Below are 18,372 nucleotides of genomic sequence, written 5' to 3' on the forward strand. Positions count from 1 at the left end.
GTGAGGTGGTCTCCGGTCAAGCAACCGCGATCCCCGCACCCCCGACAGCGTCTCGGTCGGGTTTGCGGAAACAGAAGGCCGGTGCAGTATCAGGGCCGGCAGATGGTGTAGTAGTTCCTTCGGGGCCCTGGTGCCAGTACGGCGCCAGGGCCCCTCCACGCGTTTTACAGAGAGGTGCAATGACAGCAGACGACACGTTCGGCCGTCTCGATGACGACGACTACCCCGCGTACACCATGGGCCGGGCCGCCGAACTGCTCGGCACCACACAGGGCTTCCTCCGGGCCATCGGCGAACACCGCCTCATCACCCCGCTGCGCTCCACAGGCGGACATCGCCGCTACTCCCGCTACCAGTTGCGCATCGCCGCCCGGGCTCGGGAACTCGTCGACCAGGGCACCCCCATCGAGGCCGCCTGTCGCATCATCATCCTCGAGGACCAGCTCGAGGAAGCCCAGCGCCTCAACGCCGAATACCGCCGCGCCGCCGAATCAGCGAACCCGACGGCAGCAGCATGAGATGAGCGTGCCCGTCAGCGTCGGCGGGCACCGCACGCACGGTCTCGCGTGTGGCGTGATCATTTCCTGTGGTGACCCGGTGTGTGGGCGTGTAGCGTCTGTGTCAGCTGTCGTGGTTCGGAATTCCCTGCCCGCGCCTTTGGTGTGGGCGTTTTGCTGTGCTGTGCCGCAGGGACCAGGACGATCACCTCCGTCTGCCACATGGAGTGGGAGGCGTTCATCGACTGGAAGGCATGAGCATGGCAACGGGAACTGTGAAGTGGTTCAACGCGGAGAAGGGCTTCGGCTTCATCGCCCAGGACGGCGGCGGCCCGGATGTCTTCGCGCACTACTCCGCGATCAACTCCACCGGCTTTCGCGAGCTCCAGGAGGGCCAGGCCGTGACGTTCGACGTCACCCAGGGCCAGAAGGGTCCGCAGGCCGAGAACATCAACCTGGCCTGACCTCGCAGACCTGCCCGAGAGGTCGCGCACGCCGCGTCAGGTGGCCGCCGCCCGTGCAGGCCCTGCCTGCTGTCGCCGGGCCGGTGCAGGATCAAGGGGGCCGCGCAGCCATTGCTGCGCGGCCCCTGGTCTGTGGAGGCCCGGGGCCGCCGCGACTTCGGCTTGAACCTTCCTGACCTCAGGCGCTGCAAGCGTCGTCGGGCACGGGAGCCGCATGTCTGGCGCGGCTACCGTGCGTCTCGGAGGAGCGGACGTTCAGACGCTCGTCCAGGCGTCGAGGAAGGTTTTCCGTCCAGCCGGATCGTCCGACCTGCGGTCTGCGTGCAGGACGCGCCAGGCGGTGAGTTCGAGATCTCGGAGCCACAGTTCTCCGATGACCTGTGTCTTGAGGTCGGGCAGATGGTCGGACTCGACGAGGGCCTGACCGATCACCTCCCCGGCCGCGGACCGCTGGGGCGGGGTCATCTCATCGACGGCCGAGAGGATCTGCCGGGCCAGGGCAGTTCCCTCTCCTGCCAGCGAACGCAGCACCAGATCCTTGATGTTGACGGGCAGCAGGTACGCGGTGCCCGAAGACCTCCACAGGTCCGACCAGAAGTGCTCTCCTACCGCGGTGGGGGCAGGCAGCGCGGCCAGCAGTCCGAGGAGATGGCCGGTGGCCGCATAGCCATCGGAGTGGGCGGCTGCGACCACTGCGACACCGGCGATGCCCTCCACGTCGAGCTGGCCCGCCTCGAGATGCGGAGCCAGGTCCAGTTGGTGTTCCAACTGGTCTGCGAGCGCGGTGGATACGTAGGGGCGGACCTCAGGAAGCATCGGCGATCCTTGCGCGTAGGCGAGCGGAGATGCCCGTTCGTAAGCACTGATCGTTCCCAGGACCAGCCGTTCTACTCGGCTTCGGCAAGCCCAATTGGCGGTAGGCAGGCGGGGCCGGAGTTCCCACGGTGGCGAACCGGCTCAGGCCCGGCGACGCGGCTCTGTTCCGGACCGACCTCCCGCCATATGTCCGGGTGAGGTTTCCTAGCATGATCGCATGGTTGCCAGTGACGCCCATGAGCCCGGGGGAGGACGAGAAGCTGTGTCCCGCGACGCCGCTGAGGTTGAACGTGGTCACGTCGTGTCAGCGCGTGGAGAGCGCCGTGCAGACGGGCTACCCGACGAATCACCAGGCGACCAGGCAGGGAAGGGGGCTCACTCGGTCACTGCTCTGGTGGAGCGGGTGGCCGACCTGGCCGAACCGATCAAGCCGAAATTGCGTGGCTGGCTCCATGCCGGAATGGTCCCCGCCGCACTGATCGCGGGCGTGGTACTCATCTGCCTGGCCGGTACTCAGCAGGCGGTCCTGGCCTGCGCCGTGTACTCGATCACCGCCTGGCTGCTGTTCGCGACGAGCGCCATCTACCACCGTGGCACCTGGGGACCGCTCGGCGAGGCTCTTCTGCGACGCCTCGACCACGCCAACATCTTCCTGATCATCGCCGGCACCTGCACCCCCCTGGCCGTGCTCCTCCTCCCGTCCGAGCAGCGGTCCGTGCTGCTGTGGATCGTCTGGACGGGAGCGTTGGCCGGCATCGCGTTCCGGGTCCTGTGGGTCGGAGCTCCGCGTTGGCTGTACACCCCGTGCTACCTGGCCCTGGGCTGGGCGCCGGTAAGCTACCTTCCCGACTTCCTGCACACCGGCGGAGCAGCCGTAGTCGTTCTGATCGTTGTCGGCGGTCTCCTGTATAGCGCGGGCGCGGTCGTCTACGCCCTGCAGCGGCCCGACCCCTCACCCCGCTGGTTCGGCTATCACGAGGTCTTCCATGCCCTGACCGTGGCAGCGTTCACCGCGCACTACGCCGCCATCTCCCTCGCCACCTACTGACCGCGCCGGGTTCGGGCTCGCGCCGCTTGTCACACACGTTGGCGTACTGATCCACGACGGGCGGGGCCGTCCCCTGAGCATCCCCCTGCTTGAAATCCGTCCGCCGTCCCGTCTGTTCTGCGGGGGACCCCGACAGCTGCCCCGATAGGCTCTCAGCCCTACATGCTGCTCCGTCCCGCATGCCGATCTTCGGCGCCGTCGACTGGCACGGTGAGCCTGCTCGCCGTTGACCACGGGGGCTTTTCACGGAAGGGCGCATGGACGTCACGCCTGCCCGGCGGCCTGGACCAGCACCGCCGACCTGCTCGTGGAGACTTCTCCAGGTGCCCGTACTCCAACGGCACCCGAACTCAGAATGCAGATCCAGACCGGGTGAGCAGTGGCCATGTCGGTCGGTCATGAGCAATCGGGCCCGCTCCGAGCGCATGCGAAAGTCGATTGGGTCGATTCCGATCGGTGCCGTACAGTTCACCGTACCGACGCGGGGTGGAGCAGCTCGGTAGCTCGCTGGGCTCATAACCCAGAGGTCGCAGGTTCAAATCCTGTCCCCGCTACTCGAACGTGAAGGCCCGGCATCCACCGGGCCTTCACTGCGTGTGTGCCGGTTCGGACCTGGATACGGAATCGTGGGTCTGACACAAGGCGGCGATCCGTTTACACGGCGCAGCCCGCCGTCCTGTCGGCAGGCTGCGCCGATGGATCAGACCCCGCTGGCCATGGACAGACAGGAGGGACATGGACATCGCTGGTTTCCTGGCTGGTTTTCGGTCGTCCCGATCAGTGGTGCGATCCCAGTAGCTGGCCGCCTCGCGCCGATGCGGTGCCCGCCACCGAAGGCGCCAAGGGTGCTTCAGCGCACTCACCCAGCATGCGCCGGCACCGTCGTATTGCCGGCGGATGACTTTCGCGGGATCTGCCGGTCACCCGGCAGACACAGATGGCTCACCGGGCAGGCATGGGTAACCCGGCAGACTGCTCCCACCGGCTGCGCAGAGCACCGGTTGGCGGCGGCCCAGAGCCACCTGCGCTGGAGGAACCTCGTGAACGGCGAATCGACCATCCCATCGTGCGAGACGCGCTTCCCGGCAGTCACGGCGAGCATCACGGTCGCCCGGCACTGGGTCCGCGACTGCGTGGACGGTTTCGGCGGCCCGCTGCGCCAGCACCGGATGATCCAGACCGCCGAACTGCTCGTCTCGGAACTGATCACCAATGCCATCCGCCACGGCTCCGGGCCGCCCCTGATCCAGCTCATCTGGAACGGGCGGTGGCTGCACACAGCCGTCAGCGATTCCAGCGACCGCTGGCCCCGCAAACGCGCCACCGCGAACACCGAGTCCGGCGGCTTTGGCATCCAACTCCTCGGCCGGCTCGCGCGACGCTGGGGCGTCACCCCTGGTCACCCCGGCAAAACGGTCTGGGCCGAACTCGGCCTCGACTTCTGAGCGCGGTGGCGGAGCTGACCACCAACAGGGTCGTCCACGGCGCCGGCTCGGACACGCTGCGGATCGGGGCCGAGAGTGACCGGATCGTCTGCGAGGTCCACGACAGCGGACAACCGGACGATCCCCTGGCCGGTGGAGTGCGGTGCCACCCCGACCTGCTGGGGTGGCTGCCCACCCTGTGCCCGACCACGATGCCGGCGGCGCCGCGGCCGGAACGGGACCGTGCCGCCGGGCTGTGGCTCAGGCGTCGATGATGACGGGGATGATGAGGGGCTTGCGGCGATAGGTGCGGAACGCCCAGTTCGCCACGGCGCGGGCGACGAGCTGTTCGAGCTGGTACGCGTCCCCGACGCCTTCCTCGGCTGCTGTGGCCAGGGTCTTCTCGATGACGGGGATGACCGGCTCGAAGGTGGTGTCGTCGTGGACGAAGCCCCGGGCCAGGAAGTCGGGGGCCTCGGCGAGGGCGCCGGTGTCCGCGTCGACGATTGCCACCACCGTGACCACGCCTTCCTCCGCGAGGGTGAGGCGGTCCTTGAGGGACGCTTCGGTGGCGCCGCCGACTTCCATGCCGTCCACGTAGACGTTGCCGGCGGGGACCTTGCCGGTGATGGACGCCCGCCCGTCGACGAGGTCGACGACGACTCCGTCCTCGGCGATGACGACCCGCTCGGGGTCGACACCGGTGCGGATGGCGAGGTCGGCGTTGGCCCGCAGGTGGCGCCATTCGCCGTGCACGGGCATGACGTTGCGGGGCTTGACGATGTTGTAGCAGTAGACGAGTTCGCCGGCGCTGGCGTGCCCGGAGACGTGCACCTTGGCGTTGCCCTTGTGGACCACGTGGGCGCCCCACCGGGTGAGCCCGTTGATCACCCGGTAGATGGCGTTCTCGTTGCCGGGGATGAGGGAGCTGGCGAGCAGGACGGTGTCGTCCTTGCCGATACGGATCTGGTGGTCGCGGGTGGCCATCCGTGACAGCGCGGCCATCGGTTCGCCCTGGGAGCCGGTGCACACCAGCGTGATCTTGTGGTCGGGGAGCTTCTCCAGCTCCTTGGTGCTGACGACGAGACCTGAGGGGACCTTCAGATAGCCCAGGTCACGGGCGATACCCATGTTGCGGACCATCGACCGGCCGACGAAGGCGACCTTGCGGCCGTGCTGGTGGGCGGCGTCCAGGACCTGCTGGATGCGGTGCACGTGGCTGGCGAAGCTCGAGACGATGACCCGGCGCGGCGCGGTGCGCATCACCTGCTCGATCGCCGGGTTCAGCTCACGCTCGGAGGTGGTGAAACCGGGTACCTCGGCGTTGGTGGAGTCGGTGAGGAACAGGTCCACGCCCTCCTCGCCGAGGCGGGCGAAGGCGCGCAGATCGGTGATGCGGTCGTCGAGAGGGAACTGGTCCATCTTGAAGTCACCGGTGTGCAGCACCATCCCGGCCCGGGTGCGGATCGCGACCGCGAGGCTGTCGGGGATGGAGTGGTTGACCGCCACGAACTCGCAGTCGAAGGGCCCGAAGGCACGCCGGTCGCCCTCCCGCACGCGCACCGTGCGCGGCCGGATCCCGTGTTCCTTGAGCTTGGCCTCCAGGAACGCCAGCGTCAGCTTGGAGCCGACGACCGGAATGTCGGACCGCTCCCGCAGCAGGTACGGCACACCGCCGATGTGATCCTCGTGACCGTGGGTGAGTATCACGGCCACGATGTCGTCCAGCCGGTCCCGGATCGAGGTGAAGTCCGGCAGGATCACGTCCACGCCGGGCTGGGTCTCCTCGGGGAACAGCACCCCGCAGTCGACGATGAGCAGCTTGCCCGCGTGCTCGAAGACGGTCATGTTGCGGCCGATCTCACCCAGGCCGCCCAGGGCGATGACCCGCAGCCCTCCTTCGGGAAGGGGCGGGGCGGCTTTGAGTTCGGGGTGCGGATGACTCATACCCTGACGGTACCTGGAGAGCGGGACAGTGTGATCGTTGCCCGTGCGATCTCCTTTTCCCGACGGAGCCCGCAGCGGGCGGGTGCCTCGGCACGATCGGGTCACGCCGGCGGCCGGAACAGGCAGGGGTGAAAGCGGTGCCACCTTCCGGTGGCCTCGGCACTGGTCCACTCCAAATGGTCGAGACGCCGGTGCCGTCGGCGCTCAGGTGCAAGCGGGCCGAGAGCGCCCTGAGACAGCTTCTCTCGCTGGGCGGACAGTTGACGGTGCCCCCGAGGCGCTCGCCGCCCCCGACAGCCATGCCGGAGCCCGAGGGGGTGCCGCACGAACTCGACGACGAGGTCGGGCGGGGGCAGCTCGGCCGTTGTCTCGAGCCGGTCCCGGGAAGTCCCGGACTCGCGACACTCATATTGGACCGGAAGTGGTCCGAATCTTGCTGTATCTGGGGCGGCTGTCCCGCGGCAGTCGGCTGCCGGGCCCTGCTGCAACCGCTCGTAGCTCCCGGAAAGACAGCGACACTGGCAAGCACTGTGGTGACCTGGGGTTTTCGGAGCCGACGAGGTCAGCCGGGGAGGGGAATGAACAGCAGGATGTTGTGGGCGGTGGCGGCGGTGAAGGTCACCGGCTGACCGGCCACGGGCATCCCGGAGGTGGTCGTCGGGGTGGCGCTGAGGGTGGAGATGTAGAACTCGGGCAGCGGGATCAGCCGGAGCCGGATCGTGCCTGGCTGCGCGGTCAGCGTGGTGGGGGTGGGGTTCACGGTGATGGGGGTGCCGGCGTGGAACCGGTGAAGCAGGCCTGCCCCGATGCATTGACGGCGACCATCTGGGTCTGGCCCTTGGGGAGGGTGAAGGCGACCGTGCCGGTCGGCACGGAGGTGGTGGCTGGTGCCGGGGATGATGGTGGCGCATACGGTCACGCTCTGCCCGCAGGCCGAGGGGTTCGGCGTCACCGACAGCGCCGTCGTCGTGGGGTTGGGGCTCACGATGACGGAGGTGGGGTTGCCGTTCACGGTCGCGGTGAACGTACCGACGGTGTAAGCGTGGGTGCGCTGCCCGCTCCCGGTGACGTCCAGGGGGACGGTGACCGTGGGGCTGGCGTCCCCGAAGTTCACCACCGCTGTCCCGTTCGGAGTCCCCCGGAAATGTTGAACGTCACCGGCTGCGCGCACGCCGGTGACGTCGGCGAGGTCGTCACCGTCAACGGCGAAATCTCCGTCACGTTGGCCGAATTGGCGTTGCCGACGTAGACGTTGCCGTTCGGCGCCACCGCCACCGCCACCGCCACCGCCAGTGGGCTCGTGCCCGCCGGGATCGTCACCGTGGAGAACGCCGCACTGAAGGGCGCGACCGCAAGCCCCCGTGCCGTGGCCACCTCGGATCCACCGGCCGGTACAACCGGCCGAACCCCGCCGGCTACCGCCGGAGCTCCCCACCAACCCGTAATCGGTCCCATGACAAACCTCTCTCAGCTGAGAGGGCCGCCCAAGAACTCCCACCGGGGCCCGCGTCGCACGGCGCCGGTATACGCGAACCGGATCACCGCTTGCACGCCGGGACAGAAAGAGGGCACGCCGACATGTACACGCACCCGGGCACCACATGGGGGTTGCCCATCTCTCCCCGGACAGACCAATGCGCAGTCCAACCCCGGCACGCCGTACGAGACGACGAACTACCGAAGAACGACGAGGACGGTGAAGAGACGGTGCTGCACGCCACCCGCATGACCCTGGGTCTGCCGGCCCGGCGAATCGGGCAGCTCACCGACCAGATCCGGGGCCGGCCGTGAGGCGGGCGGCCGGTTGGGCCGGGACGATCTTTGGCGCTGCTCGTCGGCCACCGGTGCCGCACACCACGTCACCCTCCGCCGCTCCAGCGACCTACTGCCGTGGTGCCTGCTCAGGGCCGGCCGTGCTGCCGGGCGCGGTAGACGGGGTGCCGCTGCCGGAAGGACGCTCGCAGCACCTCGAACCCCGGCGAACCCAGGCGAGTGCCGGCAACTCACCCACGGCGGGCCCGCGAAAGGATCCGTTCGTCACGGAACGGTGAGCCCCCATCGTCCCGGGCCGGCGGGCCTCACGCCGTATCCGTGCAGCCGGTGGGAGCGGGCCCAGGGCGACCGAGGCCAGCGCCGCGCCATCTGCGTGCCATCGATATGCCAGAGCCGCTCGGCATGATGGCCGAAAGCGATTCGGGGGCGCTGTCCACTGGGCAGCGGAAACGAGGGGGCAGGGTCATGCGGCCGAGGCCATCCACCAGGCGCCGCTCAGGAACCCGGCCACACGCCCGAGTCGATCTGCTCGGAGTCGTAGTGATGACACCTCTCGTCGGGATTGGGTGCTGCTCATGACGCGGCAATATTGGCTTCGCTGGTTTTCCCTGCATGGTGTCCCGCGGGTGGTGCTGCGCGTGCAGTCCCGGAAAGGCGACACCTTCGCCCGGATGATGGGTCCTGAAGGGATCGCCGATCCGCACCCGTACATCGAGACGATACGCAGCCAGGGCAGGCTGGTGAAGACGCCGCTGCCGTGGGTGACCTGTGACCACGCGTTGGTGCGGTCGGTCCTGCGGGACGACAGGTTCGGCGTGCGCAGCTCGGCCAGGATACAGATTCCCAAGGTATTGCAGAGATTTGCGAACCGGGTGCCACCGCCGGCCAATCCGGCCGATCCGCCCGCGATGCTGCGCATGAATCCCCCGGACCACACCGCGATGCGCAAGCCGGTCGTATCCGCGTTCACGCCGCGCGCGGTCAAGAAGCTGCGCGATACGGTCGAGACCATCACCGAGGAACTGCTCGACGCCATGCCCTCCGGCGGTTCGATCGAGCTGGTCGAATCCTTCGCCTCGCGCGTGCCCATCGCGATCATCTTCGACATACTCGGCATGCCCCGGGAAGACCAGGAGAAGTTTCTGGCCTGGGGCAAAGACATGACGCCTATGCTCGACGTGGGCATCTCCCGGCGGACGTACGGCCGCGCGATGCAAGCGGCACAGAGCCTGAACGACTATCTCGACCGGCATATCGAGAAGCTGCGCAGGGAACCGGGCGACGACATCCTCAGCAATTTGGTGCGGAGCGGCGATCTGGACCATTACGCCCTCAAAGCCAACGCCAGCATCATAATCGGCGCCGGATTCGAGACCACCGCCAATCTGATAGGTCACTGCGTGTCCCTCCTGCTCCGCCTCCCGGAGCAGCTGGACCGGCTGCGCGCGGAACCGCAGCTGTGGCCCAACGCCGTCGAAGAGGCGCTGCGGTACGAGCCGCCGGTGTTCATCACGGCCCGTCAGGCGCTGACCGATCTGGAGCTGGAGGGCGTCCAGCTGCCGCAGGGCTCCATGGTCATGCTGTCGCTGGCGGGCGCCAACCGGGACCCCGCGGTGTTCACCGACCCGCAGCGGTTCGACGTGGCCCGGCCGAACGCCAACGAACACCTGAGTTTCAGCTACGGCGTCCACGCCTGTTTCGGGGCCAGTCTGGCCCGGATGGAAGCCACGCACGCGGTGCGCTCTCTGTTCGAGCGCTTCCCCGACATGCGCGCCGCGGCACCGCCCCGGCTCCGCCAGCAGCTCACGTTCCGCGGCTATGCGCAGGTGCCCGTCCACTTGGGACGCAAGGTGCAGGTCACACCGTCCACGGTGGCCTGAACACAGGAACAGCGCGGTTTACCCAGTCGACCGAAGCATCGCTCAGAACGAGGTTGAATGATGAATGCTGCCCACGGCTCCCCGACCGAGAGCGCGTCACCGGCACATGAGGGCGTCGCCGTCGTAGGAATTGGTTGCCGGTTCCCGGGTCAGGTCGGCAACGTGGAGGAGTTCTGGCGATTGCTGGTCGAGGAGCGGGACGCGGTACGGCAAGTGCCGGAGGACCGGTGGACCGCCGATGCCTTCTACGACCGCGACGCGGGCCGACCCGGGCACATGCGTACCCGCACCGGCGGTTACCTGGACGACGTGTCCTCCTTTGATGCCCACTTCTTCGGCATCACGCCGACCGAGGCCGCGAGGATCGACCCGCAGCAGCGACTGTTCCTGGAGACCACCTGGGAGGCGCTGCAGGACGCGGGAATCCCGCCCGAGCACATCGCCGGCCAGAAGGTGGCCGTATACGCCGGTGTGTCAGGACACGACTACGGCATCATCCAGCTCAATCCGGAGAACCGGCATCTGATCGGCGGTCACACGATGACCGGCGTGACGAACTGCATCGTGGCCAACCGGGTTTCCTATCTGCTCGACCTCCGCGGTCCGAGCATGACGGTCGACACGGCGTGTTCCTCGTCGCTCGTCGCCATCCACCTCGCGCTCCGCAGCATCCGCTCGGGCGAGGCGACGATGGCCATCGTCGGCGGCGTCAGCACGCTGCTGCTCCCGGAGGCAACGATCGGCTTCAGCCAGGGGACATTTCTCTCCCCCAGCGGCCGGTGCCAGTCGTTCAGCCGGACGGGCGACGGTTACATCCGCAGCGAGGGTTCGGGCGCGGTGGTGCTCAAGCCGCTGTCCGCGGCCGTGGCCGACGGCGACCGCATCTACGCGGTGCTGCGCGGCAGTGCGACGAACCAGGACGGACGCACCAACGGCATCTCCGTGCCGAGTGAGGACGCCCAGGCGCAGATGATCGCGGACGCCTGCCGCGACGCGGGGGTCGCTCCGGCCGACATCTCCTACATCGAAGCCCACGGCACGGGCACCCCGGTCGGCGACCCCATCGAGGCGCGCGCCCTGGGCCGCGTACTGGGAACCGGGCGCATCGGACGGAGCCCCTGCGTCGTCGGCGCCGTGAAGTCGAACGTCGGCCACCTTGAGTCGGCCGCCGGAATGGTCGGCCTCATCAAGGCGTGCCTCGTCGTCCAGAAGGGTGAGATCCCCGCGAACCTGCACGCGGAGGAGCCCAATCCGGCCATCCCGTTCGACGAGCTGGGGCTGCGGCTCGCGCAGACCCGCCAGCCCTGGCCCGGAACCGGACCGCGACTGGCAGGCGTGAACTCGTTCGGCTTCGGTGGCTCCAACGCGCACGTGATCGTGGCAGCTCCGCCGGCGGAGGAGCCGACGGAGACCCTGGCGGCGGGCAGCGCGGTGGACGAGCCGGTCTTGTTCACCCTCAGCGCGAAAACGGACGCCGCACTACGTGCCTATGCCGGGGCGTACGCCGACTTCCTGGCGGCTCCGAAGACGGCCGCCCTGTCCGAGATCGCCTCCGCGCAGGCCCGGACGCGTTCGCACTACGACCACCGGCTGGCCGTGGCCTGCTCGTCCGCGGAGGAACTGCGCGACGCGCTGCGTGACGTGGCCAGGGGAGCCGATCCCGAGGGGCTGCACCGCGGTGTGAAGGCATCCGGCGCGAGCAATGTCGCCTTCGTCTTCTCCGGCCAGGGCCCGCAGTGGTGGGGCATGGGGCGCGAACTGCTCGCCCAGAACAAGGTCTTCCGCCAGACCGTCGAGCGCGTCGACGCCGAACTTCGCCGGCACGCCGACTGGAGCGTGCTCGAGGAGCTCAACCGGGACGAGGACGAAAGCCGCATCGGCGAGACCTTCATCGCGCAGCCCGCGGTGTTCGCCATCCAGCTCGGACTGGCCGCCCTGTGGCAGAGCTGGGGCATCACCCCGGCGGCCGTCGTCGGTCACAGCATCGGCGAGGTGGCCGCCGCGTGCGTCTCGGGCGCGCTGTCCTTCGAGGACGCGGTACGCGTCATCTACCATCGCAGCCGGGTGCAGCAGCAGGCGTCGGGCAAGGGCACGATGCTGGCCGTCGGCCTGCCCCAGCACGCCGCGGAGCAGCTCGTCAGCGGCTATCGCGGACGCGTCTCGGTGGCGGCGCTCAACGGCCCGGAATCGACCGCGCTGGCAGGTGACCCCGACGCGCTGGAGGAGATCCGCAGCCAGCTGGAGCGGGACCGGATCTTCTGCCGCATGCTCCAGGTGAAGGTCGCGTTCCACAGCCACCACATGGACCCGCTGCGCGACGACGTGTTCGAGTCGCTGTCCGGCATCACCTCGGGCCCGGCCGACGTACCGATGTACTCCACGGTCACCGGCGCCCCGGTCTCGGCCGGTGAACTCGATGCCGGGTACTGGTGGCGCAATATCCGCGAGCCCGTCCGGTTCGCCCCCACCATCGACCGGCTCATCAAGGACGGGCACCCGACCTTCATCGAGCTGGGCCCGCACCCCATCCACTCCACCGCCATCGGCGAGCTGCTGTCCAAGCGGCAGACCACGGGGACCGCCGTGCCGTCGCTGCACCGCAAGCAGCCCGACGGCTTCACCCTGCGGTCCTCGCTGGGATCGCTGTACGCGGCCGGTCTCGACCTCGCCTGGCAGCGCGTGTTCGACGGCAGCACCCAGCGCGTGCCGCTGCCCTTCTACCCGTGGCAGCGCGAAGAGCACTGGCTGGAAACGCCGTTCTCGCGCAGCCGGCGCTTCCCCTCGCAGGGGCATCCGCTCGTCGGGACCCGTTCCCCTGTCGCCGACGAGCCGGACAAGTACGTGTGGGAACTGACGATGGACACCGATACGTTCCCGTGGCTCGAGGACCACCGCGTGCAGGGGCCGATCGTGTTCCCCGGCGCGGGCCACCTCGATCTCGTCGTCGGTTGCGCGACCGAGGCGTTCGGCCCGGGCCGGTACTCGGTCGAGAACGTCGAGTTCCGCCGCCCGCTGTTCGTCTTCGACGACCGGCCGGCGCCGCTCGTCCAGGTGGTGCTGTCCCCGTCGATGCACTTCGGGGTCTACAGCCTGCAGGACGGCGACAAGGAATGGGTCCTGCACTCCGAGGGCACGGTCCGCGCCGGCGCCCCCGACGCGGAGCCGCCCGTTCCGTTCGCCGAGCTGGAAGCCCACTGCCCGCTCGAATTCGACCCGGCGAAGGTCTTCGCGAAGTTCCGCAACAACGGCCTGATGCTGGGGCCGACGTTCCGGGTGATCTCGCGGCTGAAGTACGGCGAACTCCGCTCGCTCGGACGGATCGACACCCCGGACACCATCGCGGACGAAGCGCCGCGGCACCTGATCCACCCGGCGCTGCTCGATGCGTGCTTCCAGTCGCTGTCCATCGCGATGGGCAACGACCCGAACACCGAGGACAAGACGCTCTACATACCGTTCGACGTCAGGCGGTTCAGCTTCCACGCCAAGGCAGGCAAGCGGCTGTACTGCTACGGGCAGGCACACGTCCTCGACGACATCGCCTACTGCGAAGGCGATCTGTGGCTGTTCAACGAGGACGGCGAGCTGGTGGCCGAGTTCGAGGGATTCAAGGGCAAGTCCATCACCCAGCCCACCGAAGACCGCGACACGCTGCTCCAGTGGCTCTACGAGTACCAGTGGAGTCCAGCGCCGGTACGCGAGCGGACGCTGCTGCCCGCCGATTTCGTGCCGGACGCGTCCGCGCTGCGGGCCGCCATCGCCCCGATCGCCGACGAGATCCGCGACTGGCCGCTCAACCGCGAATACCACGCGGAGACGGAAGCCGAGATGAACCGGCTCTGCATCGCCTACGTCACCGAGGCGTTCCACCAGCTCGGCATGGACTTCACGCCCGGACGTCGCTTCACCCTCGATGACCTCGCGCGCGAGCTGGGCGTTCACCGCAAGCACCACGACTACCTGGCCCGCCTGCTGGAACTGCTCGCCCAGCACGGCATCACCGGCGAGGACGGCGACGCCTGGCAACTGCTGCTCACGCCCGCCCGCATCGACACCGCAGCGGCGCTCGCGCGACTGCGCGAGCAGCATCCCGAATGCGAGTCCGAGTACGCCGTGCTGGAACGCTGCGGCACCGAGCAGGCGGCCGTACTGCGTGACGAGGTCAATCCCGTCGAGCTCATCTTCCCGGAGAGCGAATTCCAGTCGGTCGTCGACCTCTACGAGACCTCGTTCTCGTTCGAGCGGTGCAATCGCATGGTCGCCGAAGCCGTCGCCGAATGTGTGCGGAGGCTGCCGGAGGACCGGCCCATTCGCGTGCTGGAGATCGGGGCCGGCACCGCCGGCACGACCGGCTGGATCCTGAACCAGCTGCCCTCGGACCGCGCGGAATACGTGTTCACCGACATCGGCCAGCTCTTCCTGAACAAGGCACAGCAGCGGTTCGCCGGCCACGACATCGTGGAGTACCGGATTCTCGACATCGAACAGGACATCGCGGAGCAGGGCTTCGATCCGCACCACTTCGACATCGTCCTGGCGGCCAACGTCCTGCACGCCACCCGGGAGCTGCGTACCACCCTCGGCAACGTCGAGCGGCTGCTCACCTCGCGCGGGCTGATGATCGTCGTCGAGGAGACCAACCCGCCGCACTGGGTCGACCTGACCTTCGGCATGACCGACGGATGGTGGCGGTTCGCCGACCGCGAACTGCGGCCGCACTACCCGCTGATGTCCGAGGCACAGTGGCAGGAGTTCCTGCCCACGGCGGGCTTCGAGAGCGTCCAGATCTTCTCCGACATGACCGACCCGCGGCAGACCGGCTGCTCGGTCATCACCGCGCGGGCGAAGGAGCTGGACCTCACACCCCACCAGCCGCGTGTCGAACCGGGCTCCTGGGTCGTGCTGGCCGACGCCGACGGCGTCGGCGAACACTTCCTCGACCGGCTCGGGGAGGCCGCCGGCGGCAGCGTCCTCGTCACCCGCGGCGAAGCCTTCGAGCCGCTCGGCGACAGCCGCTACCGGGCGAACCCGGCCAGCGCCGACGACCTCCGGCGCGTGCTTGAGCAGGTACGCGAAGAGGCCGGCGCCGTGCCCGGGGTCCTGCACCTGTGGAACCTGGACTACGCCGCGACCGAGCTGACCGGCGCGCTGCTGCCGCAGGTGGAACGCGACGGCGCCTACAGCGTGATCGCTCTGGCGCAGGCCGTCGAGCAACTGGACTGGACCGAGGCTCCGCGGTTCTGGGTCGCCACGGCCGGCGGGCCGGTAGTGGACCGGGCCGATCGGACCGTGCCGTCACAGCTGCCGAGCTGGGGCATTCTGCGGGTGCTGCTCAGTGAGCACAGCAGCCTGCGAGCGAAGATCATCGACTTCGATCCGGCGTCCGGCGCCGACGTGCGGGCCACGCAGCTGTTCGACGAGCTGCAACACGTGCGGACGCCGGAGGAGGAGGTCGCCTACCGCGGCGGGAACCGCTTCACCGACCGCTTCGAGCACCTCTCGCCCGCCGAGTTCGAGGCTTCCGTCGCGGCCCCCGTGCGGGTGTCGGACGGGACCACGTTCGCGCTGGGCGTGCCCGCCGAACCCGGAATCGACGAGCTGCGGTACCAGGAGGTGACGCTGCCCGATCTCGGCCCGCACGACGTCGCCATCCAGCCGACGGCGACCGGCTTGAACTTCCGCGACATCATGCTGACCCTCGGCGTACTGTCGGAGGGCGCGGCCTCAGGCGGTTTCTACGAGAAGAACCTCGGTGTGGAATGCGCCGGTGTCGTCGTGGGGACCGGGGCCGAGGTCGAGGGGTGCGCACCGGGTGACCGCGTGGTCGCCTTCGCCCGCAGTTGCTTCGGCTCCCGTGTGGTCACCGGCGAGCAGCACGTGTATCCCGCACCCCGCGGGCTGTCCGACGCTGACGCCGCGACGCTGCCGATGGCGTATCTGACCGCGTGGTACGCGCTGGTTGACGTCGGCCGGCTGCGCGCGGGCGAGCGGGTGCTGGTGCATGCCGCCGCCGGCGGTGTGGGCCTGGCCGCGGTCCACATAGCGCACCTGCTGGGTGCGACGGTCGTCGCGACCGCCGGCGGCCAGGAGAAGCGGGAGTACCTGCGGTCCCTGGGTGTGGAAGACGTCTTCGACTCCCGCTCGCTGACGTTCGCCGACGAGATCCGCCGGCGCTACGACGGCGTCGATGTCGTGCTCAATTCCCTCCAGGGCGAGACCATCGCGAAGAGCCTCCAGCTGCTCCGCCCGCACGGCCGCTTCGTCGAGATCGGGAAGAAGGACATCTACGACAACTACCAGCTGGGGTTGAGGCCGTTCGGCAACAACCTGAGCTACTCGGCTGTCGACATCGACCGCATGCTGCGGGAGGTCCCGGACCGCTGCCGGGAGGCCATGACCACGGTCCTGCGGCATGTGGACGCGGGGGCGCTGCCGCCGCTGCCGCACACCGACTTCGGCGCCGCGGAGGTGGCCTCGGCGTTCCGGTTCATGGCGGGCGCCAAACAGATCGGCAAGGTCGTCGTCGGATTCGATGCGGAGGACGAGGTCCTGGTGTACCCGGGCGCGACCGGTGACGTGGCGATCGATCCCGAGGGCACCTACCTGATCACCGGCGGTTACACCGGGTTCGGTCTGCGGACCGCCGGGTGGCTCGCCGCCAAGGGGGCGCGGACCATCGTCCTGGTCGGACGCCGGGCACAGATCGATGCCGAGAACGAGCAGCCGATCGCGGCGCTGCGCGCGAAGGGCGTCGACGTCGTCCTGGAGCGTGCCGACGTCTCGGTCGAGGCGGAAGTGCGGAGTCTGATCGAGCGCATCTCGGCGCTGCCCCCGCTGCGCGGCGTCTACCACGCCGCCATGGTCATCGCGGATGGCCCGCTCGCCGCGATGACCGAGGAACAATTCCTGCGAGCGGTGCGGCCGAAGGTGGACGGCGCCTGGCACCTGCACCACCACACTCGCGGACTCGACCTGGACGCGTTCGTCATGTTCTCGTCGATGAGCTGGAACGTCGGCACTCCCGGCCAGTCCAACTACGCGGCGGCGAACGGATTCCTGGAGGCGCTGGCCCTGCACCGCCGGCAGACCGGCCTGCCCGCGCTGACGGTCAACTGGGGTGCCATCGCCGAAGTCGGGTTCGTCGCGCGCAACAAGCTCGACACCCTGTCCTGGCTCGGCTGGACGCCGATCTCGCCCGATCACGCACTCGACTTCATAGGCCGCTGCCTGGTCCAGGGCGTCAGCAGCGCCAGCGTCTTCGGCGTGAACTGGCCGAAGATGAATCAGGTCATGCCGATCATCCGGAGCTCGCCGCGGCTCGCCCACCTCGCGGCGCAGGACGCGGCTCACCCCGCGGCCGGGTTCGGCACCGAGGGCCTGCGGGCAGAACTCCTCGAACTGCCGGATGACGAGCGGATGCCGCGGCTGGCGAGCGCGCTGTCACAGCAGATATCACGGATCTTCGACATGCCGGTCGATCGGCTCCCCCAGGACGTCGGGCTGACCGACCTCGGAATGGATTCGCTGATGGCGGGCCAGATCCGGAACATCCTGGCGAAGCATCTGGAGATCGACTTCCCGACCATGGGCCTGATGCGCGGCCCGTCGATCACCGAACTCGCCAGTGAGGTGCTCGCTCAGGTCGTCGGTGAGTCCACCGGCGCGGCGCCGGTGCTGCCCGTCACCGGTCCGGAGCGCTGGATTCGCACGGTGATCGGCCGCTCCAACACCGCCTCGATGCGGTTGTTCGCGCTGCCGTTCGTCGGCGGCGGCGCCTCGGTCTTCACGCCGTGGGCCGATCACCTGCCCGACTCCATCGAGGTGGTGGGCATCCAGTTCCCGGGCCGCGAGGAGCGACTCGACGATATTCCGGCGGACAAGATGCCGGAGATGGTGGCGGAGCTGGCCGAGGCGATGCTGCCGCATCTCGACCGGACCTTCGTGGTCTACGGGCACAGTATGGGCGGGCTCCTCGCCTACGAGCTCACCAAGCACCTCGAACAGCACTACAACGAGGTGCCGATGAAACTCGTCATCGGCGGCTGGCCCGCGCCGACGCTGGTCGAGGACTACGTGCGCAACCTCACGCACATCCGCGACGGCTTCGACCTGGACCGGGAACCCGACAGCAGGGTGTTCGCCGTGCTGCGGGACAACCACCTGCTCGACATCCCCGTCGAGGAGGAAGCCTCGATCCTGCACTGGATGCCGGCGATCCGGGCGGACCTGAAGATGCTCGGCGACTACCGCTTCGAGAGCGGCACCCCGCTGCGGGCTCCGATCTCCGTACTGCGCGGCGCCGCCGACCCGGTGTTCACGCTGGACCAGATGCGCGGGTGGGAAGCGCTGACCAGCGGCGCCTTCTCCCTGACGACCGTGCCCGGCGGTCATCTGTTCATCCAGGGCGCGGACCCGGAAGTCATGCGGACGATCGCCCAGGAACTGTCCGCCGAGGACGCCTTCCCGAGTTTCACGAGCCTTGTGGACGGCCACTGAACCGGCCGCCGCGCACGGGCGATCCGA

12 protein-coding genes and 1 tRNA gene are annotated in these 18,372 nt (G+C 68.8%); 9 read left to right on the forward strand and 4 right to left on the reverse strand.

Going from position 1 to position 18,372, the window contains the following annotated elements:
• The first annotated feature begins 179 nt into the window (after positions 1–179).
• Both HEP81_RS33380 and HEP81_RS33385 read left to right on the forward strand, forming a co-directional pair.
• On the forward strand, positions 180–518 hold the full coding sequence (locus HEP81_RS33380; RefSeq protein WP_037659163.1) for a MerR family transcriptional regulator: 339 nt from the start codon (positions 180–182) through the stop codon (positions 516–518).
• A gap of 239 nt (positions 519–757) precedes the next feature.
• Positions 758–961, forward strand: coding sequence for a cold-shock protein (locus tag HEP81_RS33385; protein ID WP_030052720.1), 204 nt, complete (start codon positions 758–760; stop codon positions 959–961).
• A gap of 255 nt (positions 962–1,216) precedes the next feature.
• On the opposite strand, the gene HEP81_RS33390 is transcribed toward HEP81_RS33385, so the two are convergent.
• Positions 1,217–1,777 carry a hypothetical protein gene (locus HEP81_RS33390; RefSeq protein WP_190276058.1) on the reverse strand — a complete coding sequence of 187 codons (561 nt, stop codon included), beginning with the start codon at positions 1,775–1,777 and terminating at the stop codon, positions 1,217–1,219.
• A gap of 394 nt (positions 1,778–2,171) precedes the next feature.
• Between HEP81_RS33390 and trhA the strand changes: the two genes are divergently transcribed.
• The 4 genes from trhA (at position 2,172) to HEP81_RS42750 (ending at position 4,524) form a co-directional block, all read left to right on the forward strand.
• Complete coding sequence (gene trhA / locus HEP81_RS33395) at positions 2,172–2,825, forward strand: PAQR family membrane homeostasis protein TrhA (RefSeq protein ID WP_037659161.1); 654 nt, start codon at positions 2,172–2,174, stop codon at positions 2,823–2,825.
• 480 nt (positions 2,826–3,305) lie between these two features.
• A tRNA-Met gene (locus HEP81_RS33400) sits at positions 3,306–3,379 on the forward strand.
• 486 nt (positions 3,380–3,865) lie between these two features.
• A complete protein-coding gene (locus tag HEP81_RS33405; protein WP_051850393.1) occupies positions 3,866–4,270 on the forward strand; it encodes an ATP-binding protein in 405 nt (134 codons plus the stop codon).
• A 5-nt stretch (positions 4,271–4,275) separates the two neighbouring features.
• Entirely contained in the window at positions 4,276–4,524 is a 249-nt protein-coding gene (locus tag HEP81_RS42750; protein ID WP_037659159.1) for an ATP-binding protein, read from the forward strand.
• On the opposite strand, the gene HEP81_RS33415 is transcribed toward HEP81_RS42750, so the two are convergent.
• Together HEP81_RS33415 and HEP81_RS41730 are read right to left on the reverse strand one after the other, a co-directional pair.
• Positions 4,511–6,196, reverse strand: a complete 1,686-nt coding sequence (locus tag HEP81_RS33415; protein WP_037659158.1) for a ribonuclease J — start codon at positions 6,194–6,196, stop codon at positions 4,511–4,513. The genes HEP81_RS42750 and HEP81_RS33415 overlap by 14 nt on opposite strands.
• Positions 6,197–6,758: 562 nt before the next feature.
• Entirely contained in the window at positions 6,759–6,956 is a 198-nt protein-coding gene (locus HEP81_RS41730; protein ID WP_243279669.1) for a hypothetical protein, read from the reverse strand.
• A 127-nt stretch (positions 6,957–7,083) separates the two neighbouring features.
• Between HEP81_RS41730 and HEP81_RS41735 the strand changes: the two genes are divergently transcribed.
• The gene (locus HEP81_RS41735; RefSeq protein ID WP_243279670.1) at positions 7,084–7,236 is read left to right on the forward strand and encodes a hypothetical protein; all 153 of its coding nucleotides are present in this window, start codon (positions 7,084–7,086) and stop codon (positions 7,234–7,236) included.
• Between the two features lie 70 nt (positions 7,237–7,306).
• Here HEP81_RS41735 and HEP81_RS41740 read toward each other — a convergent pair whose 3' ends face one another.
• Positions 7,307–7,570, reverse strand: a complete 264-nt coding sequence (locus HEP81_RS41740; RefSeq protein ID WP_243279671.1) for a hypothetical protein — start codon at positions 7,568–7,570, stop codon at positions 7,307–7,309.
• A gap of 1,025 nt (positions 7,571–8,595) precedes the next feature.
• On the opposite strand from HEP81_RS41740, the gene HEP81_RS33425 reads away from it, so the two are divergent.
• Positions 8,596–9,849, forward strand: coding sequence for a cytochrome P450 (locus tag HEP81_RS33425; protein ID WP_207748335.1), 1,254 nt, complete (start codon positions 8,596–8,598; stop codon positions 9,847–9,849).
• Between the two features lie 57 nt (positions 9,850–9,906).
• Positions 9,907–18,345 (forward strand): type I polyketide synthase, encoded by an 8,439-nt coding sequence (locus HEP81_RS33430; RefSeq protein ID WP_078967536.1) that lies wholly within the window; start codon positions 9,907–9,909, stop codon positions 18,343–18,345.
• The last annotated feature ends 27 nt before the right edge of the window (positions 18,346–18,372 follow it).

The sequence above is a fragment of the Streptomyces griseofuscus genome, from assembly GCF_014673495.1.
Classification (GTDB): domain Bacteria; phylum Actinomycetota; class Actinomycetes; order Streptomycetales; family Streptomycetaceae; genus Streptomyces; species Streptomyces murinus.

Coding starts and splice junctions, on each gene's coding strand:
- HEP81_RS33380 (WP_037659163.1), top strand. CDS start 180: ATGACAGCAGACGACACGTTCGGCCGTCTCGATGACGACGACTACCCC.
- HEP81_RS33385 (WP_030052720.1), top strand. CDS start 758: ATGGCAACGGGAACTGTGAAGTGGTTCAACGCGGAGAAGGGCTTCGGC.
- HEP81_RS33390 (WP_190276058.1), bottom strand. CDS start 1,777: ATGCTTCCTGAGGTCCGCCCCTACGTATCCACCGCGCTCGCAGACCAG.
- HEP81_RS33415 (WP_037659158.1), bottom strand. CDS start 6,196: ATGAGTCATCCGCACCCCGAACTCAAAGCCGCCCCGCCCCTTCCCGAA.
- HEP81_RS33430 (WP_078967536.1), top strand. CDS start 9,907: ATGATGAATGCTGCCCACGGCTCCCCGACCGAGAGCGCGTCACCGGCA.